At 57.9% G+C, this 21490-nt stretch carries 22 protein-coding genes; 10 read left to right on the top strand and 12 right to left on the bottom strand.

The features are described from left to right. The first annotated feature begins 6 nt into the window (after positions 1–6). The 4 genes from B2590_RS16175 to slmA all read left to right on the top strand — a co-directional run bounded on the left by B2590_RS16175 (position 7) and on the right by slmA (position 2206). The gene (locus B2590_RS16175) at positions 7–327 is read left to right on the top strand and encodes a DUF423 domain-containing protein (protein ID WP_278368397.1); all 321 of its coding nucleotides are present in this window, start codon (positions 7–9) and stop codon (positions 325–327) included. A 27-nt stretch (positions 328–354) separates the two neighbouring features. Beyond that, positions 355–555 carry a sulfur carrier protein ThiS gene (gene thiS, locus B2590_RS16170; protein ID WP_286810012.1) on the top strand — a complete coding sequence of 67 codons (201 nt, stop codon included), beginning with the start codon at positions 355–357 and terminating at the stop codon, positions 553–555. Between the two features lie 54 nt (positions 556–609). After that, positions 610–1419, top strand: a complete 810-nt coding sequence (locus B2590_RS16165; protein ID WP_286847998.1) for a thiazole synthase — start codon at positions 610–612, stop codon at positions 1417–1419. A gap of 190 nt (positions 1420–1609) precedes the next feature. Continuing rightward, the gene (gene slmA / locus B2590_RS16160) at positions 1610–2206 is read left to right on the top strand and encodes a nucleoid occlusion factor SlmA (RefSeq protein WP_286810005.1); all 597 of its coding nucleotides are present in this window, start codon (positions 1610–1612) and stop codon (positions 2204–2206) included. On the opposite strand, the gene B2590_RS16155 is transcribed toward slmA, so the two are convergent. The 3 genes from B2590_RS16155 to B2590_RS16145 form a co-directional block, all read right to left on the bottom strand. Continuing rightward, entirely contained in the window at positions 2197–3021 is an 825-nt protein-coding gene (locus B2590_RS16155) for an inositol monophosphatase family protein (protein WP_286810004.1), read from the bottom strand. The genes slmA and B2590_RS16155 overlap by 10 nt on opposite strands. 49 nt (positions 3022–3070) lie before the next feature. Beyond that, positions 3071–4366, bottom strand: coding sequence for a pyridoxal phosphate-dependent aminotransferase (locus B2590_RS16150; protein ID WP_036210999.1), 1296 nt, complete (start codon positions 4364–4366; stop codon positions 3071–3073). 92 nt (positions 4367–4458) lie between these two features. Continuing rightward, positions 4459–5199 carry a substrate-binding periplasmic protein gene (locus B2590_RS16145; protein ID WP_036211002.1) on the bottom strand — a complete coding sequence of 247 codons (741 nt, stop codon included), beginning with the start codon at positions 5197–5199 and terminating at the stop codon, positions 4459–4461. Positions 5200–5385: 186 nt separating this feature from the next. On the opposite strand from B2590_RS16145, the gene B2590_RS16140 reads away from it, so the two are divergent. Then, on the top strand, positions 5386–6048 hold the full coding sequence (locus B2590_RS16140; protein ID WP_051947072.1) for a response regulator: 663 nt from the start codon (positions 5386–5388) through the stop codon (positions 6046–6048). A 5-nt stretch (positions 6049–6053) separates the two neighbouring features. Here the strand turns inward: B2590_RS16140 and B2590_RS16135 are convergent, their stop codons facing one another. The 6 genes from B2590_RS16135 to B2590_RS16110 form a co-directional block, all read right to left on the bottom strand. Then, on the bottom strand, positions 6054–7796 hold the full coding sequence (locus B2590_RS16135; protein WP_278367053.1) for a hybrid sensor histidine kinase/response regulator: 1743 nt from the start codon (positions 7794–7796) through the stop codon (positions 6054–6056). 76 nt (positions 7797–7872) lie between these two features. Further along, complete coding sequence (locus B2590_RS16130) at positions 7873–8967, bottom strand: lipase secretion chaperone (RefSeq protein WP_278367052.1); 1095 nt, start codon at positions 8965–8967, stop codon at positions 7873–7875. 86 nt (positions 8968–9053) lie between these two features. Beyond that, complete coding sequence (locus B2590_RS16125; protein WP_036211008.1) at positions 9054–9980, bottom strand: esterase/lipase family protein; 927 nt, start codon at positions 9978–9980, stop codon at positions 9054–9056. A gap of 154 nt (positions 9981–10134) precedes the next feature. Then, positions 10135–10458 carry a DUF3301 domain-containing protein gene (locus B2590_RS16120; protein WP_007155520.1) on the bottom strand — a complete coding sequence of 108 codons (324 nt, stop codon included), beginning with the start codon at positions 10456–10458 and terminating at the stop codon, positions 10135–10137. After that, positions 10455–13538 carry an efflux RND transporter permease subunit gene (locus tag B2590_RS16115; RefSeq protein WP_036211011.1) on the bottom strand — a complete coding sequence of 1028 codons (3084 nt, stop codon included), beginning with the start codon at positions 13536–13538 and terminating at the stop codon, positions 10455–10457. Before B2590_RS16115 ends, B2590_RS16120 begins: the two co-directional genes overlap by 4 nt. Then, a complete protein-coding gene (locus B2590_RS16110; protein ID WP_286810001.1) occupies positions 13538–14638 on the bottom strand; it encodes an efflux RND transporter periplasmic adaptor subunit in 1101 nt (366 codons plus the stop codon). Before B2590_RS16110 ends, B2590_RS16115 begins: the two co-directional genes overlap by 1 nt. A gap of 314 nt (positions 14639–14952) precedes the next feature. Here B2590_RS16110 and B2590_RS16105 point away from each other — a divergent pair, with 314 nt between their 5' ends. Further along, positions 14953–15471 (top strand): DnaJ domain-containing protein, encoded by a 519-nt coding sequence (locus B2590_RS16105; RefSeq protein ID WP_286810000.1) that lies wholly within the window; start codon positions 14953–14955, stop codon positions 15469–15471. 6 nt (positions 15472–15477) lie between these two features. Here the strand turns inward: B2590_RS16105 and B2590_RS16100 are convergent, their stop codons facing one another. Then, on the bottom strand, positions 15478–16263 hold the full coding sequence (locus tag B2590_RS16100) for a secretin N-terminal domain-containing protein (protein ID WP_286809999.1): 786 nt from the start codon (positions 16261–16263) through the stop codon (positions 15478–15480). A gap of 361 nt (positions 16264–16624) precedes the next feature. On the opposite strand from B2590_RS16100, the gene B2590_RS16095 reads away from it, so the two are divergent. Then, on the top strand, positions 16625–17683 hold the full coding sequence (locus B2590_RS16095; protein WP_286809998.1) for a 3-deoxy-7-phosphoheptulonate synthase: 1059 nt from the start codon (positions 16625–16627) through the stop codon (positions 17681–17683). A gap of 173 nt (positions 17684–17856) precedes the next feature. Here B2590_RS16095 and B2590_RS16090 read toward each other — a convergent pair whose 3' ends face one another. Next, positions 17857–18513: a LysE family translocator gene (locus tag B2590_RS16090; RefSeq protein ID WP_286809997.1), complete on the bottom strand. Its 657-nt coding sequence runs from the start codon at positions 18511–18513 to the stop codon at positions 17857–17859. A gap of 175 nt (positions 18514–18688) precedes the next feature. Here B2590_RS16090 and B2590_RS16085 point away from each other — a divergent pair, with 175 nt between their 5' ends. Further along, positions 18689–20131, top strand: coding sequence for a dihydrolipoyl dehydrogenase (locus B2590_RS16085; protein WP_286809996.1), 1443 nt, complete (start codon positions 18689–18691; stop codon positions 20129–20131). A 20-nt stretch (positions 20132–20151) separates the two neighbouring features. Here the strand turns inward: B2590_RS16085 and B2590_RS16080 are convergent, their stop codons facing one another. Further along, positions 20152–20427, bottom strand: coding sequence for a DUF2061 domain-containing protein (locus B2590_RS16080; protein ID WP_007154204.1), 276 nt, complete (start codon positions 20425–20427; stop codon positions 20152–20154). 223 nt (positions 20428–20650) lie between these two features. Between B2590_RS16080 and B2590_RS16075 the strand changes: the two genes are divergently transcribed. Beyond that, positions 20651–21124, top strand: a complete 474-nt coding sequence (locus tag B2590_RS16075) for a Dps family protein (RefSeq protein ID WP_007154203.1) — start codon at positions 20651–20653, stop codon at positions 21122–21124. 179 nt (positions 21125–21303) lie between these two features. Continuing rightward, complete coding sequence (locus tag B2590_RS16070) at positions 21304–21486, top strand: hypothetical protein (protein WP_286809995.1); 183 nt, start codon at positions 21304–21306, stop codon at positions 21484–21486. Positions 21487–21490: the final 4 nt, after the last annotated feature.

The raw sequence follows: 21490 nt of genomic DNA, 5'->3' as shown, positions 1-21490 counted from the left end.
GCGGTGATGGCAGGAGCCTTTGGTGCACACGGGTTGCGTGGTGTAGTTGACGCGCGGGGGCTTGAAGTTTTCCAGACTGCCGTCACATATCAGATATACCATTCACTGGCGTTAATTCTTGTCGCGATACTCCCGGTTGCGGGTCTGTCGCGGCGTTTGCTCGGCATTGCGGCCGGCTTTTTTGTTGCCGGAATCCTGTTGTTCAGTGGCAGCCTGTACCTTCTGGTACTAACGGACCTTCGCTGGATAGGGCCGGTTACGCCGGTCGGAGGAATCGGCTTTATGGTGGGCTGGATATTGGTTCTGATGGCGGGATTCAGGCGTTAGAGACAGATGTTTAAGGCAGGTAACGTTATGCAGGTACAGGTGAACGGCGACGCCATGGAGCTTCCCGAAGAAGTCACTGTCGCGGTATTGATAGAGCGGATGGCATTGGTTGGCAAGCGATTCGCTGTGGAAGTCAACGAAGATATTGTTCCCCGCAGCCAGCACGCCACGTTCAGCCTCAATGACGGCGACAGGGTTGAAGTGGTCCACGCCATTGGCGGTGGTTAACTGCAGCCTTGCCATTCTTTTTCACGATTTTATCAACAAGTTCAGGTGTTTAGCATGAGTGACCGTTCCGAAAAACCGCTTCCCGAAGACAAACCGCTCGAAATTGCCGGCCGGGTATACCAGTCCCGGTTGCTGGTAGGCACCGGTAAATATCGGGACATGGCTGAAGCCGGCCATGCGATTGAAGCCAGCGGTGCTGAGATTGTCACCTTTGCCGTGCGCCGTACCAATCTGGGCCAGAACCCGGATGAACCGAGTTTGTTGGACGTGGTATCCCCTGAGCGCTACACCATGCTGCCTAACACCGCTGGCTGTTACACCGCAAAAGATGCCGTGCGTACCTGCAAGCTCGCACGGGAACTACTGGATGGTCATGACCTGGTCAAGCTGGAAGTGCTGGGTGAGGAAAAAACCCTGTACCCGAACATGACCGAAACCCTGGTGGCCGCAGAGGAACTGATCCGCGATGGCTTCAAGGTGATGGTGTATTGCTCGGACGACCCGTTGCTGGCCAAGCGTCTTGAGGAAATGGGCTGTATCGCCATCATGCCGCTGGGCGCACCCATTGGTTCCGGCCTGGGTATCCAGAACCGCTACAACATCCGCCTGATCGTCGAGAACGCCAATGTACCGGTGTTGGTGGATGCCGGTGTAGGTACTGCTTCTGATGCAACCCTGGCAATGGAGTTGGGTTGCGATGGCGTGCTGATGAACACTGCCATCGCCCAGGCCCGGGATCCGATCCGCATGGCCAAGGCAATGCGCCTGGCCATTGAATCCGGCCGCGATGCCTATCTGGCGGGGCGTATGCCGAAGAAGCTTTATGCCAGTGCGTCGTCACCTCTCGATGGCACCTTTTTCTGATGTGAGCGACACTCTCAAGACTCGACACGGATACAGGCGGGCAGGGTCATTCGGGACCGTAAAAAACAGGGATGTTTTTTACGAGCCTACAGGGATGTATTCACGGCGTGTCCCGAATGACCCTGCCTGTCTGTATCCGTACTCACAGATCTGAAGTCCTGAAACGTTAAACAGAGCCTGTAGTCCTGCCATGACAGAACAAAAAATCAGTCGCCGTGAAGCGATTCTTCATGCCCTCGTGGAGCTTCTGGAGAAAGATCCGGGAGCACGAATTACCACTGCTGGCCTGGCCAAGTCGGTGGGTGTCACCGAGGCGGCCTTGTATCGCCATTTCCCCAGCAAACGGAAAATGTTCGAGGCGCTGATCGAGTTTGCCGAGGAGGCGGTGTTTTCGCGTTGCCAGGTCATCCTGCAGGAACAAGAGGATGTTCGGGTTCGACTACAGCAACTCGTGCATCTGGTGCTGGTGTTTGCCGAACGCAATCCGGGGCTTTGTACGGTGCTGACCGGTGATGCGTTGATGGGGGAGGATGAAACCCTTCGCAAGCGAGCGTCGCAGTTCTTCGAACGCCTGGAAACCCAGGTACGCCAGGCACTCAAAGAAGGCGAGATTCGCCAGGGTTTGCGCCCGAGAACCAGTTCGGCAAGGGGCGCGGATTTTGTGCTCGTGTTTATGGAGGGCCGGGTTCAGCGCTACGTACGTTCCTCATTTTCCCGATTACCCTCCAACGATTTTGACGAAGCGTGGGGCCTGGTGTCAGAAGCCGTCTGGGGTGTTCAATCGTAGCCCGACGCCTTTCGCAGGATGTCGCGAACCGGCTCCCAGACCGCCGGGGCTGATATCAGGATATCCCGCCCCCACAAGTCCGCCGGATAGCCCTCCGGTACTTCACCGAAATGCCCCGCCGTCGCGTCTGACTCCAGAGCGATCAGCCGCGCCGCCGCGAAGTCCCAGGGGCTGACGTTCTCGTAGTAGATGTCCAGCCGTCCGCAGGCCACCCAGCAGATGTCCAGCGCCGCGGAACCGACACGCCGCAGATCCCGGCATTGATGAATCATCGCTCCCAGCCGGCTTAGCAGGGGTTCAAGGCTGTCCTTGGTGTAGGGGAATCCGGTGGCGAATAGCGAATCCCTGGGCAGTGTCGCCCCACTGTGTTTGATGGGGCAGCCATTCAGGGTGGCGCCGGTACCTCGTGTGGCACGGAAGGTTTCACCAGAAAATGGCGCGTGTACCACGCCAGCCTGCACCCGCCCATTTTCCGCATAGGCGATGGAGACTGCGACCTGGGGGTGGCCGTAGGCGTAATTCACAGTGCCGTCGATGGGGTCGATGATCCACAGCGGAGTGTCCAGGTGTTCGGCCTGGCTCAAGTCCGGCATGGTTTCTTCGGAGAGGATGCGATGGTCGGGGAAGCGCTCGCGAATGGCGCCGGTGATCATCTCGTCGGCCATTACGTCGGCGTGGGTGACCAGCTCCGACTGCTGTTTGTAATCGGTACGAAGGGTGTTCTGTTCTCGTTCGTGCTTGATCAACTCACCGGCCTTCAGGGCCAGCTCTTCGGCGAATTCCGCAATGGCGGTAATGGCTTCCGGGTTAGACATGATGGCGCCCTCCGATCTGAAATGAGGGCGCCAGTCTATCATGACCCTGTTACAGGCCGGTGAGCCACTGCTCCATCTTGTCCATGGCTGTCACCAGTCGCGGACAGGCCTGTTTGACGAAATCGTCACTCAGTTCCTGTTCACCGTACTCTTTTCCGGCCAGCGCCAGAGCCTCAGCACCGTCAAAGTCCACAAACGCGAGACGTGCGGCAAGGTGGTCCGGGACAAAGCCGAAATCACTGGCCGGCAGGATGGCCACACCGGTATTTTCCAGTAGCGACTGACACAGAGCCTGACTGGTTTTGATGTCGCGACGGGCCAGTGCTTCGCGGAAGTTGGAAAAGTCCGGGAACAGGTAGAACGCACCCTCGGGCTTTTGCACCACGGCCCCCATATCCGTCAGGCGACGATGGAGGTATTCGCCTACTACCTTGAGCACCCGGCGTGACTGCTTCAGGTACTCATCCAGGTCTTCGCCACCATTAAACGCAGCAATGGCCGCATGTTGGATCGGAGCGCTGGTTGCGGTGTAGGTTTCGCTGGCGATGATCGCCATGGCGTCCTGCAAAGGGCGCAGCTCGGGCGGAAAAATAAACGTGCCGAGGCGCCAGCCACCCGCGCCAGCCCACTTGCTCAGGCCAGTGCTGATAATGGTGCCTTCCGGGTAATAGCGGGCGATGGACTTGTGCCGTCCCTCAAAGTGCACTTCGCCGTATATTTCGTCCGACAGCAGGATCAGTTTGTACTTGCGAGCGACGTTGGCGATAGCCAGCAACTGGTCGTCTGTGTAGGTACAGCCCGTTGGGTTGGACGGATAGTTCATGATCAGGATACGTGGTCGTGACGGGTCGTCGCGGCAGATGATGTCCAACTCTTCCGCGGTCAGCTGCCAGTTGTTTTCCGCGTGTGTTGGCAACCAGTGTACTGAGCGGCCGATAATGCGTGCCTGCGGCGCGTAGGATACCCAGCTTGGGCGCGGGATCAGCAAGTCGCCATAGTAGGCGAGCTGCAGCATGAACAGCAGCTCCTTGGAGCCGGGGCCAATCAGTACGTCTTCCCAGGTGCAGCGCATGCGCTCACTGCGGTTGATGTAGCCCGAAATCGATTCCCGCAGGGCCTTAAGGCCCTTCACCGGAAGGTAGTCCTTTTCATGGGCATGCTCGCGCAGGGCATCGACCACACGGTCGGGCACCGGAAATGGCGACTGGCCGAGCCCCAGCTTGATAATGTCCCGGCCTTCGGCGCGAAGCTGATTACTGAGTTCGTTGATTCGGAGGGTAGCGGAGGGCTGGATGCCTCTGACGTTCAGGTTGATGGCGTAGCGGTGATCAGTCTGGATGTCCATGGTCCCGGTCTGTTGGTTGAGGGGTACAACCCGCAGTATAGGAAACCTTTTTGCGCCTGTGTGGTTTCGCAGATAGGTGATTGCCGCAGACGCTAGTTGGAATTGCTGGTTCTCAGCTCGGCCAGCACCTTGTTGAATTCGTCGCGGAGCGCCTCCCCCTTCGGATGCTGGCGGGAGAATGCCGCCCGAAACCCCCGCACTTCGCCAACGGTCCGTGGCATTGCGGACACATTTGCCAGCTCCGGATGGTCGGCGATGTGTTTGTCGATCAGATACCGACAGACGGTTTCCTCGCAGATGAACAGGTCGATACGGCCAAAGGCAATCATTTTCAGCCCCGTGAGTTCCGGGGATTCCTGGCTAATCTGAACAACCCGGGCGTTGCCGGCGGCCAGCCATTCCATGAACTCGGGGGCATAACTGTAGGACGCGGATAGCCCAATCCTCAGGCCGGCGAGATCATCCAGCTCCTGCCACTGAAGGCCCCGGTCGGAAAGGCTGAAAAACACATCCCGGGCCTCGCTGATGGGGTTGGTGAAGTAGTAGTGGCGGGCGCGGCTTGGCGAGTATGTCAGGGAGTAGATCAGGTCGGCGGTTCCAGCACGAGCGCTCGCTTCCGCCCGGGCCCAGGGTACAAGCCGGAAAACGGGGTCATAGCCCATCCTCGTCAGGACCTGGCGAAGGGTTTCCGTGTGGGTACCCTTCACCTCACCGTTATCCAGGTATTGGTAAGGCGGATAGATCGACGTGACAACCGTCATTGTGGGGCGGTCGGCATGGGCAATAACGGGAATGAGCACAGCGAGTAGAAGTGCCAGAAAACGTCCAGACATCAGTGCCTTGATCCAAGCAGGTGAGAAAGTGTCGTGGCGCCAGTATAGCGATTACACCCCGCACCTGCACAGGTGGTGGAAGGGGCATGCATCAAAACTGTTAAACAGCGAACGGTCGATTCCGGTTTTCATCCGTATAGTATTCCGCACCGCAGTAACAATAACAGCCATTTTGCGGAGAAACCCATGGACACCAGAACGGCTGATAACGCCGACTGTGCGCTACTGTCATCCGGAGACTGCCTTCCCCTGGCCCGCGTGCTGATCGTGGATGATCATCCATTTTTCCTGTTTGGAATTACGGCGATTCTTGAGCAGGAGCAACTCGCCCGGGAGGTTGCAACGGTAGCCTCGGTCGCGGACGCGGTGGACGATCTCCGTTCGCGGCCGGAAACCTCTCTTGTCCTGCTGGACCTGACATTGCAAGGGGAGGCCGGCCTGTCGTTGTTTTCCGAGCTTGAACAGATCGGGCTGCCGATTTCCGTGGTGGTCATCTCCAGCCGCGAGGACGAGGCCTCAGTACGAGCGGCACGCTCTGCGGGCGCCGTGGGGTTCCTGCCCAAGTCTGCTGGCCGCCGCTCGCTGCTTCGAATGGTACAGCGGGTCAGCAACGGCCAGTTGTTCTATCCGTCGTTGCCGTTTCCTTCCCTGAGCCCGGAGCACCTGACCCCACGCCAACTGGAGGTTCTTACACTCTTGGCGGATGGGCTTCCCAACAAGCGGATTTGCCAGGCCCTCGACCTCACCGAGCACACAGTGAAGACTCACCTGAAAGCGATTTTCACCCATTTAGGTGTTCACAACCGGACCGAATGTGTCGCCGAGGCAAGAGCGCTGGGACTGCTCTGACGCGATCAGTCAGCAAGACGATCCAGTTGGGTAATCGCGGCTCGCAGTCTCATGGCTATCAGCGGTTTGTGCAGTACCCAGAGTCTGCGTTCAGAGTCGTAACCCTGGGGAATCGTTGTATCAGCCGTCATCAGGATGCCACCGCGGACCGACTTGCGAGCGAAAAGCCGATCGTAGAGGGCATCGCCAGACATTTCCGGGAGGTGGACGTCACTGACCAGAATAGCGTTGGACGATGCGCCCCAACGGGTGATTGCCTGTTCCGCGCTGGCAACGCCTCTCACGCTGTAGCCCCAGGACGCCAGGGTTTCGCAGGTCCAGTGACGAGCCTCATCGTGATCCTCCACAACCACCAGTGAGGGTGAGTGAGCGGAAGGTGGAACAGCCGCTCCGGAAACGGACTCTGTTGTCTGTGGTGCGGGCGTTGCCGGTAGGAAAACCCGGAAACAGGCGCCTTGCCCTGGCGATGAACTGACGTTGCAATGTCCCTCCATCATGCCCGTCAGCTCATGGACAATGGCCAGCCCGAGCCCCAGGCCGGGGCAACTACGCTGGCGCTGACTGTTGCGAAAAAAGGGAGTGAAGATCTGCTCGAGGCTGCCGTCATCAATGCCCCGGCCATCATCCTGTACCTCGAAGCACAGCTTTCCGTTGTCCTGATGGGCTCGAAGATCAATGCGGGTGGCGTCGCTATGTTCCAGGGCATTCGTTACCAGGTTCTGGAGCACGCGGTGCAGCAACTGCGGGTCTGCAAACACCCCACTGCCGGTGGCGGGTTTATGGATGACTAGCTGCGCGCCCGGGCGTTGTACCTGCTCGCTAAACGTCTCAGATACCTGCCGTATGACCTGCCACGTACAAAGCCTGGTGGGCTCAGGGGAGATCATGCCCTCCTGGATGCGGGAGATATCCAGAACCGAGGCCAGCAGGTTGTTGAAATGGGTGACCGAGGATTTCAGTCGCGACACCAGCGACTGCTGTTCGACTGGCAGACCGTCAGCGGTGAGGTTTTCCAGAATCAGGCTGATGACATTCAGGGGTTGACGAAGGTCGTGGCTGGCGACAGTAATAAGTCGGGTCTTGCGGTGATTTTCCTGTTCGGCCTGTTGTTTGGAGGCGTTGAGCATCTGGCGATCCAAAAAGTGGGCTCTCTGACGGTGTTCACTGAGCCAGGACCCTACCATCCCGATGATGTTGGCAGTGCCGATGAAAAACCCGTTAATCATGAGTTGGTGAGCCCCCGAACCGGTGGCGTGCTCCACCCAAAGATAGGCAACGATAACCAGCAGGGAGGCGCCGGAAACCGTGCGAAACGGGATGCCCATTACGAAGTAGCCAAACATCAGCATCAGCAGGATGCCTTCATAGGGCAGTGGGTGGTTCTCCAGGCGTGCAAGCCCAATAATGCCCACCACACTGAGGCCGCCAACCAGATAGGCGAGCGCATAGATCTTAACGAAATGATCGTCGCGAATGTCTCGATAGGACAGCCACCACACGCCGATGATGACCGGGCAAGTGACCATAAGCCGTACTGCGATGGTATCCCGTGCGATGGCCGGGGGCAGCATCAGGGAATCCAGCAGGGTATATACCAGGAACAGCGTCAGCGCACTGGCGGAGACCAGTCGTGCGCGTGATCGTATGCCTTCGTCCCTGACTCTGCGATAGTGGGCTTCCAGCGCAGGCTCAAACCGCAGCCGTCGAAACCCGTTGGCCCGTTGATCCCGAAGCTGGGAAAAATTCATCGAGGACTGTCCGGTTGTCGTTGTCGTTACCTCCAGTTTACGCCGGCCAGACAGTCAGGAATGGCATTGGAGCACACTATGGTGATTGTGACTCCAATGCTCGCAGTCGGGCCCAGGTGCGGCTCTGTTCGGTATCAAAGTGCTGATTCAGTAACCGGTTTTTCTGGGTTGCCCTGTCCTCTTCGGCCAACCCTGAGTTGTCCAGACTCGCCAGTGCCTGCTGGAACTGCTGGTATTGGCTGTCGAACTGCTCCCGTTCCTCCATGTAGGCGACCACTTCTCTGGCCTGGGCATCATCAACGCCCAGTTCCCGGAGTCTGCGTCCGGCCTCGGACGGTGAGTCGGCGTCGGATAACGCCTGTTGTCTTGCCCGGTGGTCCCGGCTTTCCACAATCATGCGGGTTTCGGTGCGGCGGATGACCTCAGGAAGCTGCTGTCGATGCCATTCAGCCAGTGTGTTTTTTGCTTCGGCGGACAGGTCGGTGCGCTGCTGGATATCAAGGGTGGCGAGGGTATAGTCGCCGTAGGCCTCCTCCAGCCCGAAAAAGGCCTCGTGAGTGTCGGCGGAGAACATGCGCCGGCGCAGCTGTTTCATGTCGGCCAATGCACCCTTGAGCATTTCCAACTGGTAGGCGGGGTCGTGCTGCCGGGCGGGGTCAAGGCCCTGGTTGCCAAGTGCCAGTGAGGCATCCTTGTACGCCAGGTACCGGTTGAGCAGGGCCATGGCTTCGCGGGCGGCGCTTTCCGGCAGACTCTGTTGGGCCAGGGTTCTGATCTGGTCCAGTGCCTGCTCGGCTGATACCTCACCAATGGTGTTCAGGAAGTAGTCGAAGAAGTCGCGGGTTTCCAGATCAACGATCAATTCGCCGTTGGCGTCGGCCCGTAAGTTGCCGTCGATATTGGTACCCGCGAGGGAGCTGGCAAACGGTTGGTCTCCCAGGCTATCGGGTGTCTGGTAGGGGATGGGCGTATCCTCGCCAACGGCAAGTGGCGACTCGGTAATACCGGGTTCTGGTTGTTCTGAGGTCGTGGCGGGAGTGCTCGCCGCCTTTGTTATTGCTTCACCGCGTGGCTCGTCCGCCAACAGGAACCACACACAGGCAAACACCACCGGAACGGTCATGATCAGGGGAAGTAAAGCCTTCTTGTTCAGTCTGTCGCTATTGTTCATACCCATTATCCTGCCTTGGCAACTGTCGTCGCCGGGCACGCATCAGCGGGGCGCCCGGCGACGGTTCAGACTCGAAAGCGCGAGGGTTACAGCCCGCGATTTTTCAGGCGGTTGGCATGGCTGCGATAGAGCGAGACCGGATTGGTCCGCCACGAACGAGCGCCGAACAGGTGATTGATGGCGTCTACGTGGTTCATGTCGTAATGGGTGCCGATGACGTTGCCCATCTTGGTGGAACATTCGCCGACCAGGCCATCATTGGGCTCGTTGCCGAAAGCCAGCGAGGTAACACCCAGGAACGGGTCGGTGATGTCGGTCCAGTTGGTCCAGACCGATGTGCCGGTCCAGGAGAAGAACTTGATCCGGTTGCCGTTGATCCACACGTCTTCATTGGTGCCCGCGCATGACCACCGGTTCACCCCTTTCCAGCCGAGGGCGTTGTTCAACTGCGTGGTGCCCGGTGTGGTCAGGGTTTCCAGAGCGGCAATACCATCCTGTGGGTTGTTGGAGCCAGACAGTGCGTTGACCAGATCGCCAAGCGCGTTGGCAATGGCGCCGGCTCCACCTTCGACATAGCTGCCGGGTGGAATGATTCCCCGCGCGACGTCCGCGACTTTTGAGCCTTTGTTGACGCCATTGATAGATGTTACCGAGGCAACTTTGTGGGGAATAAGCGAGGCGGTCACGCGGGAGGTGGGCGCGCCCTGGCTGTGGGCCATGATGTTGACCTTCGAATGCCCAAGCCCGTTGATGTAATTGGCGAGTTGCTGGCCACGCTGCTCGCTGCTGTTCACAAAGGACACACTGGCGGAATATACCCGGGCGCCGCTGCGCTCAAGGTTCCAGGGAACGTTGTGGAAGTAATTGATCAAGCCACCGATGGTGTTGAAACCGGTCACACCGTGGACCAGAACGATGGGATGCTTTGTTTTGGTATAGCTGGCATGGCTGAGTGTGGGTGCTGCAAGCACGGCACAGCTCATGATCACCGCGAAAGTGATGAGTTTACGCATGGTTGACTCCTGTTGTTTTTGTGAGAAAGCACACCCTGTGAGGGCCGCTTTTTGTCGCCAATGCGTGGAGGATTATTTGCGATTGGGTCGGGAGTAAGAATCGCCCATTTGGGGGAGGTGATCTGTCGCGTCTACGGGGGGATGTGCCCGGAGGTTAGAGGTCCGGGCCGAAACGGTGCGGGTCCAGCTCCATATGGATGATGCGAGGGCCGAGCATGATGATTCGGCCGAGGTAGCGTTCCTCTCCGGTTGATGTGAATTCAAACAGGAAGCGGCGCCACACCCGGGTACGGCCGTTGTCGTCACGCTTGAACCATACGCCACGCAGGTACACGGCGTCGTCCAGCAGCATCACATCCATTTTCTTGCAGTAGTTCCTGGCCGCCTGAAGCACAAAGTCCTTGATGGCCTTGGCCCGCCACCAGTACCAGGTGGCGAAGCCGGCTACAAACAGCCAGAAGAGCGTTCCGAGGGTCACTGGGCGTGAGCCGTGTTCCCAGTGCTGCCATTTGCGTCGTCATCCGCCGCGGAGCCGTGGTGGTCACGGCCCAGGAGGATGTAGAACGCGGGCAACACGAAAATGGTGAACAGCGTACCGATGCCCAGGCCTGCACTGATGGTCAGGCCGATGGCGAACCGGCTTTCCGCGCCCGGGCCTACTGCAATCAACAGTGGAACCATGGCGAAGATCAGCGCCAGGGAGGTCATGACGATCGGGCGCAGACGGATGGCCGCCGCTTCCACGACTGCCTCGCGCTTGTTCAGGCCCTTGTCCACCTGCAGCTGGTTGGCAAACTCCACGATCAGTATCCCGTTCTTGGACACGACACCGATGAGGGTGATCAGGCCCACCTGCGTGTAGATGTTCATGGTGGCAAAGCCGAGCACAATGAAGGCCATGGCCCCGGCCACCGACATCGGTACTGATACAAGGATGATGAACGGGTCGCGCCAGCTTTCGAACTGGGCTGCCAGCACCAGGTAGATCACCAGCAATGACAGGAAGAAGGTAACCACCAATGCGCTACCCTGATTCGCGAACTGACGCGATTCCCCGGTGTAGTCGAACGAGAAACCCTGCGGGAAACTGTCTGCGGCGGCATTCTCCATGAAGGCCATGGCATCGCCCACTGTCACGCCCGGCGTCACAACACCCTGCAGGGTCAATGAGTTCAACTGGTTGAACTGGGTGCGTTGTGACGGCTCCACGTCTTTCTGGAAGCTGATGACGCTTGATAGCGGAACCAGGCTGCCGCTGTCGGCACGAATGTAATAGTCATTGAGCGCCTGCTCGTCCAGGCGGAAATCCTGGTCGACCTGGGGAATGACCTGATAGGAGCGGCCCTGCATGTTGAAGCGGTTGATGTAGCCACCGCCCAGCATGCTGGACATGGCACGGCCAACGTCCTGCATCGACAGCCCAAGATCCGCCACCCGGTCACGGTCGACGTTGATGCGGGTAACCGGGCGGTCAAAGTCGATGGATTTCTGCAGGAACATGAAGTTGCCGCTTTGCATGGCCTGTCCGAGCAGGTCATTGGCAACGTCATTCAGGCGCTCGTAGTCCTCGCCCGTGGTGATCACAAACTGGAATGGCAGGCCGCCACCGGAACCCGGAAGGGAAGGCCTGGGGAAAACGGCGGTCTGCAGGCCGGTGACGTTTTTCAGTTCCTGGTCAAGCTGTGGCTGAACCTCGAACTGGCTGATGTCACGCTCGGACCAGGGCTTCATCTTGAAGCCGCCGAACACGGCGTTGGGCCCGGTAATGCCGAGAATCATGAAATCCTCATGGTAGCCGGGTACCGTCGACATGCGCTCCTGCACCTCATCTCCGTGTTCCTGGAGATAGTCGAGAGTGGACGTCTGGGGACCAAGCCCCTGATAGAACAGGATGCCCTGGTCTTCAGTGGGTGCCAGCTCGTTCTGGCTCATGGCCACCATGAAATAGATGGATCCCAACACCACGATGGCGAAGAAGATCACCACGGACTTGGTGTCCATCAATGACGCAAGAGCACGTTTGTACCCATTGGCCAGGCCGCCGAAGGAGCGCTCCACGACCTGCTCGAACCGACCCGGATTGCCGTGGGGCTTGAGGATCTTGCCGGACAGCATCGGCGAAAGAGTCAGTGCCACGATGCCGGAAATCACGACGGTGCCGGCCAGGGTAAACGCGAACTCGGTGAACAGTGAGCCAACCAGTCCCCCCATGAACCCGATAGGAGCGTAGACCGCCACCAGGGTGGTGGTCATGGCGATGATCGGCGTTGCCATTTCGCGGGCCCCATTCAGGGCCGCGTTGAAGCGGGACTCGCCCTCTTCAATGTGGCGGTGAACGTTTTCCACCATGATGATCGCATCGTCCACGACAAGACCGATGGCGAGTACCATCGATAGCAGTGTCAGCAGGTTCAGTGAAAAGCCCATCATCAGCATGAAAAAGGCGCCGCCAACCAGAGACAGAGGCACCGCCACGGACGGAACCACCGCCGCCCTGACCGAGCCCAGGCAGATGAAGACCACCACCAGAACGATAACCAGCGCCTCCAGCAGTGTCTGGATAACCTCTTTGATCGAACTGTCGATAAAGTCGGATGCATCGTAGGCCAGACGGACGTTCATGCCGGACGGCAACTGGCTTTCAATACCCGGCAATTCATCTTTGACCAGCTTTGCGACCGTCAACGGGTTAGCGCCAGGTGACAGCTCAATGGCCACGTAGGTTGCTGGCTGCCCCTTGTACAGGGCGAGCTGGTCGTAGGTTTCGGAACCCAGTTCAACGCGGGCAATGTCCCGCAGGCGGATCAGTGAGCCGTCGGATTCTTTGACCACCAGATCCTTGAACTGCTCCGGGTCACCGACGTCGGTGTCGCTGGTCATACTGATCTTGGTGTATTTGCCCTTGGTATTGCCTACGGCCGCCTGATAGTTGTTGCGCAGCAGTACATCCACCACTTCCTGCGGCGTCATATCGACAGCAGACAAGCGCTCGGGGTCAAGCCAGACCCGCAGGGCGAACTGCCGCCCCAGCAGATCGGCCTTGCCGACGCCGGACAATGCCTGCAGCTTGGGCTGTACCACCCGCGTCAGGTAGTCCGTGATCTGGGGCACCTCCAGCTCATCGCTGTAAAAGGCGATATACATCAACGCGGTGGAATCGCCGGTTGTGGAGGTTATGACCGGGTCCTGCGCATCGGCGGGCAGTACATTGCGCTGACTGGCCACTTTCGCCTGAATCTCGGCCAGCGCCGCGTTGGCGTCGTAGTTCAGCACCATCTTGGCTTCAATGGTGGACTGTCCCTGGGAACTTGTGGACGTGAGGTAGTCGATGCCACTGGCTTCGGCGATGGCCTGCTGCAAAGGCGTGGTGATGAACCCTTTTACCAGCTCAGAGCCCGCACCGGGGTAGGCGGTTGTCACCGTGACGGTGGTGCTCTCAAGTTCCGGGTACTGACGGATTTCCATCTCCATCGCTGCCCGGGCCCCGAGCAGCAGGATCAGCAGGCTGACCACCGTCGCCAGGACGGGGCGCTGTATGAATATGTCGGTGAAACGCATTACTTGGACGCCTCCGCCGGCTGTTCATCTTCCTGGACTTCAACGCGCTGGCCCGCCCTCAATCTCAGCAGACCCTTAGAGACGACCTGCTCGCCTTCTTTCAGGCCATCAAGCACCGCAACGCGACTATCCCGGGTATTGCCGGTCTGGATGGTGCGACGATTGACGACCAATTCACCGTCATCATTCTCTTCGACAACGAACACGAAATCGCCGTAGGTGTTGTAGGAAACGGCGGTTCGCGGCACGGTGACAACTTCCCGGTCCTGGGGTTGCCTGGTTGCTACCGTGGCGAACATGCCCGGGCGAAGCTGATTGTCTTCGTTGCCAAGCGTGGCACGAATCCGGACGGTACGGGTTTGCGGGTTAACCGACGTGTTGATGGCACTGACCTGGCCGGCAAAATGACTGTCGGGGATGGCAGCGACAGTGGCCACTACGTCGTAGCCCTGTTGCACCATGGGCAGGTCTTTTTCCGAGAGGGTGTAATCCACGTAGATCGGATCGAGCATATTGATTTCGACAATCGGCGTACCGGTACCGATGTATTCGCCCTGATCCACCAGCCGAAGGCCAAGCTTGCCGTCGAAAGGCGCACGGATGATTTTCTTGCTCAACTGGGCTTCGGCTTCATTGACCCTTGCCCGTGCTGCGTCAAAATTGGCCTTGGCTTCATCGTACTGGGATTGCGACACGGCGCGCTTGGGAAGCAGGTCGGACACTCGCTTGAACTCCTGCTCCGCGAGCTGTGCCTCGGCGCGGCGAGTGCGCAATGCAGCTTCATCAATGGCTGCGTCCAGACGGATCAGGATGTCGCCTTTTTTCACCGTATCACCTGACTCGAACGCGATGGTCTCAACCACACCGGAAACTTCGTTCGCCACTTCAATACCGTTGATGGCTTCCACGCTGCCAACGGCTTTGATCTCAGGTGTCCACATCTCAGTGCTGGCCATGGTCGCGGAAATTTTCGCCGGCGGCTGCGGCTGGGAAAACTGTTCCTTCATCTGGCCAAACTGGTAGAACTTGTAACCAAAAATGCCGCCGAGCACGACACCGAGAAAGATGAGTACAATCAGGAAGCGGGAGGCAGTGCGCATAATTCAGGTCCTGGGTCGTATGTCCGTTACAGGTAATCGTGTTAGCTTTGCAGGCTCCTGATCCCGTAGGGATGGAGTTGCCCGGCTCGCCGGGGGCTGTGTTGGCAAGGAGTCGTCAACAAACCGTAAAGAATAGCATCCTATACAAGCGAGAGGGTTGCTGTCACTGATTTGTCAGTGAAAATGCGTACAATTACTGTGCTCCAGGCGCCTTCACCTGCCTTGCCCAGGCGGGGCCGAGGGCTCATCCCGTTCACTAGGTTGCCAAACAAGAATGACAGATTTACGACCCGGTCATCGATAAGGATTGGCGAATGCAATGGATTCTTGGTATTGCACTGGCGGCAGCCGTATTTATTGTCCTGAAACAGTGGGGCGCGTTATCGCCGGAGAAGAAAAAGGCCGCCACCTGGAAAATCGTGTTGGTGGCAGGCGCTGCAGTGCTTCTATTCATGGTGCTGACGGGGCGGGTGCATGTACTGACCGCCGCAGTGGCCGCCCTTTTACCGCTGCTGAGAAAGCTGCCAGCGTTGCTGAAGTTTGCCCCGATGGCCAGCCGCCTGTTCGGTCAAAACCGGCACCGTGAACCTGATTATGAAAACACCGACCACTATCAAGGCGGGCAACGCGGGCAGGCAGCCGCCAGTTCCGGCAATATGTCGGTTAGCGAAGCCTGTGAGGTTCTGGGGGTTGCGCCAGACTGCACAGACGACGAGATTGTGCAGTCGCATCGACGTTTGATCCAGAAACTCCATCCCGATCGAGGCGGCAACGATTACCTGGCGGCAAAAATCAACGAAGCCAAGAGTGTCTTGCTGAAACGCCGTGCCTGACAGGCCTTAAAGAACATCAACCTTTACCTCGAAGGTCTGGTTCTGGCGGCGGCTGTTCCCGGTTTGGTAGGTGATGCCGGACTGCTCGCCTACTCGCTGTTGGCGCGTGCTGCCAAGTTCCACCCATTCACCGGGTTCTACCCGACGTATCGTCATCACTGCCTCGGTGTCGTAGCCGGGCGGGTTGCCCTTCGGGTCTTCCTCAAAAGAGACAATGTTCAATTCGACCGCCTGATCTGAAATCACCTGCGGACTGACCAGGAAGCCGCTTCGGGTTTCGATCTGTCCCAGAAACGCTGCTGGATTACGGCCCCCGCGGATGGCGACAGGAACGGTGCGGACCTGGCCAGAGGAAATATGAGCGGATTGCCCATCCTGAACGATCAGCGTGCGTTCCTGATTCCGCCGTGTTGTGGTGACCTTGCGCTCTGCCTGTACGCTGACCTGGTTGTTGTTGACGGAAAACCCGCCGCCACCAGTTTTGGCATCCACGTTGTGACGGGACCGAACCGTTATGCGCATCTGTGAGGGGGCGACGTCCATGGTATGCACCAGCCTACCGATTTCATCCAGCAGCTCTGGTTCACCACGAACCACCATTTGCTGTCCGCGAGCGGTGATGGACACCTGGCCATCCGGGTAAAGTTCGCGAATCTGTTGCGCCACACCCTCTGCGGAGCGCTGTGCCAACTGGTAGGTGCGGGCCTCAGGCGCCGCTGCTAGAGCGCCTGAAAAAAGCAGCAGGATCAGCAACAAAGAAAGCGAAGGCCGACGATTCATCGCTGTGTTCATGAGTGACTCCGGGACTGGTAGGGCCGCAATACCGGCAAAAAACCGAATTTACGGGTTGCAAAGCCGGAAACCGGGGATATATATTGGAAAGCATGAAGACGACACACGCGACCTGTCAATTGAATGTTCTGCAAGCTTTCGGTGAAAAATCGATCGCTGCGGTCGCTGCTGTGTTTTTCTGGTGGTTTGGTTATGGCTATTTTAGCCAGAGCCCGGGCCGCCCATAAGATCTTCATCGACCGAATAACGAGGAAGGCAGCCCGGCAGAAACCCAGGCTGCCACCGGACTCAAAAAGCCCCGACTGGTAGCCACCAGCCGGGGCTTTTTTGATTCTGACACAGGGAAACGGGAACACTGACCATGAACATGTCGCTGAACATTGAGACACTGAACGAGACCCAGCAGCCATCAAAGGCTGAGCCGGGAACCCGGGAAGTGCCGCTGCCGACACCAGCCGAACTGCGAACCAGCCTGCCGGTTCCTGCTCACCTGCAGGCGCGGATTCGCCAGCACCGGGATGCTATTCGCCGGATACTCAACGGCGAGGACCCGAGAACGCTGGTGGTCGTCGGCCCCTGCTCCATCCACGACGAAGTGGCGGCATTGGAGTATGGCGAGAAGCTCAAAGCCCTGGCGGATGATGTCAGCGACCGTTTCCTGATCGTGATGCGTACCTACCTCGAAAAACCCCGAACCACCGTTGGCTGGAAAGGCCTGCTCTATGACCCCGAGCGCACTGGCAGCGGAAATCTCAACGAAGGCCTGTTGCGTTCCCGGCGCCTGCTGTTGAACCTGTCAGACATGGGCCTGCCGTTGGCCACGGAAGCCCTGAGCCCGTTCGCCATGGATTACCTCGGCGACCTCGTTAGTTGGACCGCCATCGGTGCCCGCACCACCGAGTCCCAGGTTCACCGTGAAATGGTCAGCGGTCTGCCGATGCCGACCGGTTTCAAGAATGGCACCGACGGCAGTATTGGCGTTGCCATCAATGCCATGAAGTCTGCGGCCCGTCCCCATCACTGCTTCGGCGTTGGCAGTAATGGCGCACCCGCGATGATTACCACTGAGGGCAACCCCGATACACACGTGGTATTACGGGGCGGGCGAGGTATTACAAACTACGACGCCGAGAGTATTCGCGAGGCCATGGGTGCCTTGTCCGGCGCAGGTGTTTCTGTTTCGGTGATGGTCGATTGCAGTCATGACAACGCACAGAAACAATCTGAGCGGCAACTTGTTATCGCTCGCGAAGTGATGGCCCAGAAACGCGCAGGTAATTCACGCATCGTTGGTTTGATGCTGGAAAGTTTTCTTGAAGAGGGGCGTCAGAATGATAGCGACGATTTGATTTACGGATGCTCCCTGACAGATCCCTGCATTGGCTGGAAGCAAACGGAAGAGCTGTTGCGTAGCTTGTGAGTTATGGCTTGGCGCATGCGCCGGTCTGTAGGCCTCTCCCAGAACACGCCCGTAAATACGTCCCTGTAGGGCTCGGTCGCGCCATCCCTGGCGCTCCACGGTTCTGGGAGAGGCCTACAGACCGGCGCCCCGGCTTGCCTGGTTTGCCTGAAAACGGGCCAGGACCGCTCTGATCATTCTTTTCCCGGAAGGTTTCCATCTCCGGAAACCGTTGAAAACAGCAACTGCCCCGCCAGCAACAACAGAACGCCTCCCATCAGCCGGTCCAGCCAATAGCCGAAACGGTTAAACCCCTTGCGGATCTGCGGCAGGGTGAAGAACACTGCCACGGCCATGAACCACAGGCCCGTGGCCACCGCCATATAGGCGCCATAACCCGTTTGAATCGCAATCGGCGTACCCGGGCTGATGATCACGGAAAAGAGTGACACAAAGAACAGTGTTGCCTTCGGATTCAGGGTATTGGTCAGGAAACCAAGCCTAAAGGCCGCCAGTCCGGATTGCAGCTCACCGTTTTCCGTTTCTACATGAATACCACCGGCTTTCGAGCGCAGACACTGTATCGCGATCCAGGTGAGATACAGGGCGCCAATAATCTTGAGAATGCTGAACAGCACCAGCGACTGCTGGATAATCAGGCCAATGCCCAAAAGGGAATACCCCACGTGAATCAGAATGCCGGTGCCAATACCGACGGCCGTCAGCAGGGCGTTGCGGCGGCTTTGGCACAGCGCCTGGCGAAGCATCACGGCAAAATCTGGCCCCGGGCTGGCGACGGCCAGGAAATGGACGAGGGCGACGGTGATGAATTCCGGCCAGTAGTTGTGCATGCGTTTTTTCTCCTGGGAAGCTCCGGTGCAGGGCGTCAGTTTAGAAGGCGCGGCCAAAAAAGTCCTGTGCCGACTACGGTAATTTCTTTGATTTGGTACTAAACCGTTTTCTGTATTCACTCCTATACTCAGGCTACACCATGAATTTCGCATTCGGGTCAGGGGAGAGGTAGACGTGGAAAAACGTAAGGTCGATGTGGCTGTTATTGGCGCGGGTACTGCCGGCATGAGCGCCTATCGCGCTGCCCGCAAGCATACGGACAATATCGTTATGATTGAAGGCGGTGCCTACGGTACCACCTGTGCCAGTGTGGGCTGCATGCCCAGCAAGCTCTTGATTGCGGCAGCAGACAGCGCCCATCAGTTGCAAAAGGCGCCGATATTCGGTGTTCACCCCGGTGATGTCCGAATTGATGGCAAAGAGGTGATGGCGCGTGTTCGCAGGGAGCGGGACCGGTTCGTCAGCTTTGTGGTGGAGGCGGTAGAGGGGTTCCCCGACGCTCATCGACTTCGTGGTCAGGCCCGGTTCCTGTCGCCCCACCGGATTGTTGTCGGCGAGAAAGTGGAAGTGGAGGCCGCGCGTGTGGTCATTGCCACCGGTTCCCGGCCGAACATCCCCGGCTTTCTCAAGGACGCCAAGGACCGACTGGTGGTGAACGATGACGTTTTCGAGTGGGACGACCTGCCTGATTCCGTTGCCGTATTCGGTCCCGGCATAATCGGCCTGGAGCTGGGGCAGGCGCTCAGTCGGCTGGGGGTTCGGGTGCGGATGTTCGGTGTCAGCGGAAGCCTCGGGCCGCTTCAGGAGGACGCAATCCGCAACTACGCACTGAAAACATTCAATGAAGAATTTCCGTTGGATACCAGCGCCAAGGTCCGGTCGGTTGAGCGAACGGACGATGGTGTTCGCATTCGTTTTTCGGACGCGGACCGTGGTGAGATCACGGAAACGTTCGACTATGTGCTGGCGGCCACCGGCCGTCGCCCCAATGTCGACAGTCTGGACATGCAGAATGCGGATATTGCCCAGGATGATCATGGCTCGCCACTGTTCGATCACTACACACTTCAGTGCGGTGACAGTCATATCTTCATCGGGGGAGATGCCAACAATGAAGTGCCACTGCTCCATGAGGCGGCTGATGAGGGGCGAATAGCCGGCGATAATGCGGCTCGATACCCGGATGTGCGGGCCGGACTGCGCAGGGTGCCATTGGGCATCGTGTTCACCGATCCACAGATTGCCACGGTGGGGATGACCCTCAAAGAAGCCAATGAGCGTTGTAAGGAGGGCTATGCCGTTGGTGAGGTCTCATTTGAAGGGCAGGGGCGCAGCCGTGTTATTGGCGCCAACAAGGGCTTGCTGCATGTATATGGGGAGCGAGGCAGTGGGTTATTTCTGGGCGCGGAGATGTTTGGTCCCGCAGCCGAACACATCGGCCACTTGCTGGCCTGGTCGCTGCAAAAGCGCATGACCGTGAGCGAGATGCTGACTATGCCGTTTTACCACCCGGTGATCGAGGAGGGGGTCCGAACAGCGTTACGTGACCTCAACCGTAAGCTGGATATCGGCCCACAACCGATTGAGCGTTGCCTGGATTGCGGTCCGGGTGGCTAGAGTCAAGGGGACCGCCCCGCTCAGAAACTTTGTGCAACCGGGGTTGTCTCCGCACCAGGGGCGCCCCTTGTAATCTGTTGCCTGCGCGCCCATATCTTCTCATGAAAGAAATAGGCAACCGTGTTGATCGCTGGTTCCACCATGGCAATCAGGCTGCCAATCAGGAGGTCGCCGGTCAGCAGGTAAGCAACGGTAAAGGCCACGGTGAAGTGAGTAATGGCAAATGTGATGGTTTTCAGCAACGAGTTGTCACCCTTTGAACCATGGTCATGGAAAAACATCTTCAGGGCACTCATAGACAGCTCCGCAGGTGCGATGGATATGGGTCCATTCAATAGCAATTGAGAATTGTTGTTAAATAAATAATATTCAGATTTTTGATAGTCCCTGGCTATCATTTGTTGCTGCCATGGATTGTCAATAGCTATCGATAATATTGGAAAACTAAACTTTATCTATTCATTGTTTCTGGTTAGTTTAATGGCCAGTACATTCCGATAACTGTCAAGGAGACACGTTATGAGCAAGAACTTTATTGGGCTGGACACTGAAAAGACCCAGAGCCTGGCGAACGCACTGAACGATCTGCTATCCAATTACCAGATCTTCTACATGAACGTTCGTGGCTATCACTGGAACATCAAAGGCGACAACTTTTTCGAACTGCACGCCAAGTTTGAGGAGCTTTATGACGATCTGTTGCTGAAGATTGATGAAATTGCTGAGCGGGTGCTTACACTCGGGCATCGGCCCGCACACGCCTACAGCACCTACATCGAAAAATCCGAAGTGCCAGAGCGAAAGGATGTGGCCGATGGTAAGGATGCTGTTGAAAACATCGTAGACAGTTTCGCCAAACTGATTGGCAAGCAGCGGGAGTTGCTACACCTGGCTGGCGATGCAGACGATGAGGGCACCGTTGCGTTGATGAGTGACTACATCTCTCAGCAGGAAAAGACGGTATGGATGTACCGCAGCTACCTCGGCCAATAAAGCCCTTGATGCTCTTAATAACTTGAGCAAACGTTGAAAATGGCGACCGCAGGGTCGCCATTTTTTTTGCTGGTACCGCCTCTCCTGAACAGTCCTGACTTAAAAGTGACGCATTTTTGTCACCTCTTCTCCATAGAGTGTCGTGTACAACCACACGTGTAACGACAGAAGAGGCAAACATGACATTCCAGAAGTCACTCCTTACGGCAGCCATCCTCGCATCCACCCTGGGCCTGATGGCCTGCGACGGTGATGATGGCGACGATGGCAGCGCGGGTTCGCCCGGCACCAGCCAGACCCTGATCGAGTTGAATACCCTCGGTACCTATGCAAGCGGTGCTTTTGTGTCAACGCCGGTTTAAAAGT

The organism is Marinobacter sp. UBA3604, assembly GCF_002375325.1.
In the GTDB taxonomy this organism is placed as follows: domain Bacteria; phylum Pseudomonadota; class Gammaproteobacteria; order Pseudomonadales; family Oleiphilaceae; genus Marinobacter; species Marinobacter salarius.
Note: the sequence above shows the minus strand (reverse complement) of the source record. Positions and strands in the feature narration are given on the sequence as shown.

Excerpts from the sequence above, each read along its gene's own strand:
- B2590_RS16155 (WP_286810004.1), bottom strand. The coding sequence starts at position 3,021 with ATGTCTAACCCGGAAGCCATTACCGCCATTGCGGAATTCGCCGAAGAG.
- B2590_RS16145 (WP_036211002.1), bottom strand. The coding sequence starts at position 5,199 with ATGTCTGGACGTTTTCTGGCACTTCTACTCGCTGTGCTCATTCCCGTT.
- B2590_RS16090 (WP_286809997.1), bottom strand. The coding sequence starts at position 18,513 with ATGCACAACTACTGGCCGGAATTCATCACCGTCGCCCTCGTCCATTTC.
- B2590_RS16105 (WP_286810000.1), top strand. The coding sequence starts at position 14,953 with ATGCAATGGATTCTTGGTATTGCACTGGCGGCAGCCGTATTTATTGTC.
- B2590_RS16165 (WP_286847998.1), top strand. The coding sequence starts at position 610 with ATGAGTGACCGTTCCGAAAAACCGCTTCCCGAAGACAAACCGCTCGAA.
- B2590_RS16080 (WP_007154204.1), bottom strand. The coding sequence starts at position 20,427 with ATGAGTGCCCTGAAGATGTTTTTCCATGACCATGGTTCAAAGGGTGAC.
- B2590_RS16070 (WP_286809995.1), top strand. The coding sequence starts at position 21,304 with ATGACATTCCAGAAGTCACTCCTTACGGCAGCCATCCTCGCATCCACC.
- B2590_RS16140 (WP_051947072.1), top strand. The coding sequence starts at position 5,386 with ATGGACACCAGAACGGCTGATAACGCCGACTGTGCGCTACTGTCATCC.
- slmA (WP_286810005.1), top strand. The coding sequence starts at position 1,610 with ATGACAGAACAAAAAATCAGTCGCCGTGAAGCGATTCTTCATGCCCTC.
- B2590_RS16150 (WP_036210999.1), bottom strand. The coding sequence starts at position 4,366 with ATGGACATCCAGACTGATCACCGCTACGCCATCAACCTGAACGTCAGA.
- B2590_RS16095 (WP_286809998.1), top strand. The coding sequence starts at position 16,625 with ATGAACATGTCGCTGAACATTGAGACACTGAACGAGACCCAGCAGCCA.
- thiS (WP_286810012.1), top strand. The coding sequence starts at position 355 with ATGCAGGTACAGGTGAACGGCGACGCCATGGAGCTTCCCGAAGAAGTC.
- B2590_RS16110 (WP_286810001.1), bottom strand. The coding sequence starts at position 14,638 with ATGCGCACTGCCTCCCGCTTCCTGATTGTACTCATCTTTCTCGGTGTC.
- B2590_RS16135 (WP_278367053.1), bottom strand. The coding sequence starts at position 7,796 with ATGAATTTTTCCCAGCTTCGGGATCAACGGGCCAACGGGTTTCGACGG.
- B2590_RS16130 (WP_278367052.1), bottom strand. The coding sequence starts at position 8,967 with ATGAACAATAGCGACAGACTGAACAAGAAGGCTTTACTTCCCCTGATC.
- B2590_RS16175 (WP_278368397.1), top strand. The coding sequence starts at position 7 with ATGGCAGGAGCCTTTGGTGCACACGGGTTGCGTGGTGTAGTTGACGCG.
- B2590_RS16075 (WP_007154203.1), top strand. The coding sequence starts at position 20,651 with ATGAGCAAGAACTTTATTGGGCTGGACACTGAAAAGACCCAGAGCCTG.
- B2590_RS16115 (WP_036211011.1), bottom strand. The coding sequence starts at position 13,538 with ATGCGTTTCACCGACATATTCATACAGCGCCCCGTCCTGGCGACGGTG.
- B2590_RS16125 (WP_036211008.1), bottom strand. The coding sequence starts at position 9,980 with ATGCGTAAACTCATCACTTTCGCGGTGATCATGAGCTGTGCCGTGCTT.
- B2590_RS16100 (WP_286809999.1), bottom strand. The coding sequence starts at position 16,263 with ATGAACACAGCGATGAATCGTCGGCCTTCGCTTTCTTTGTTGCTGATC.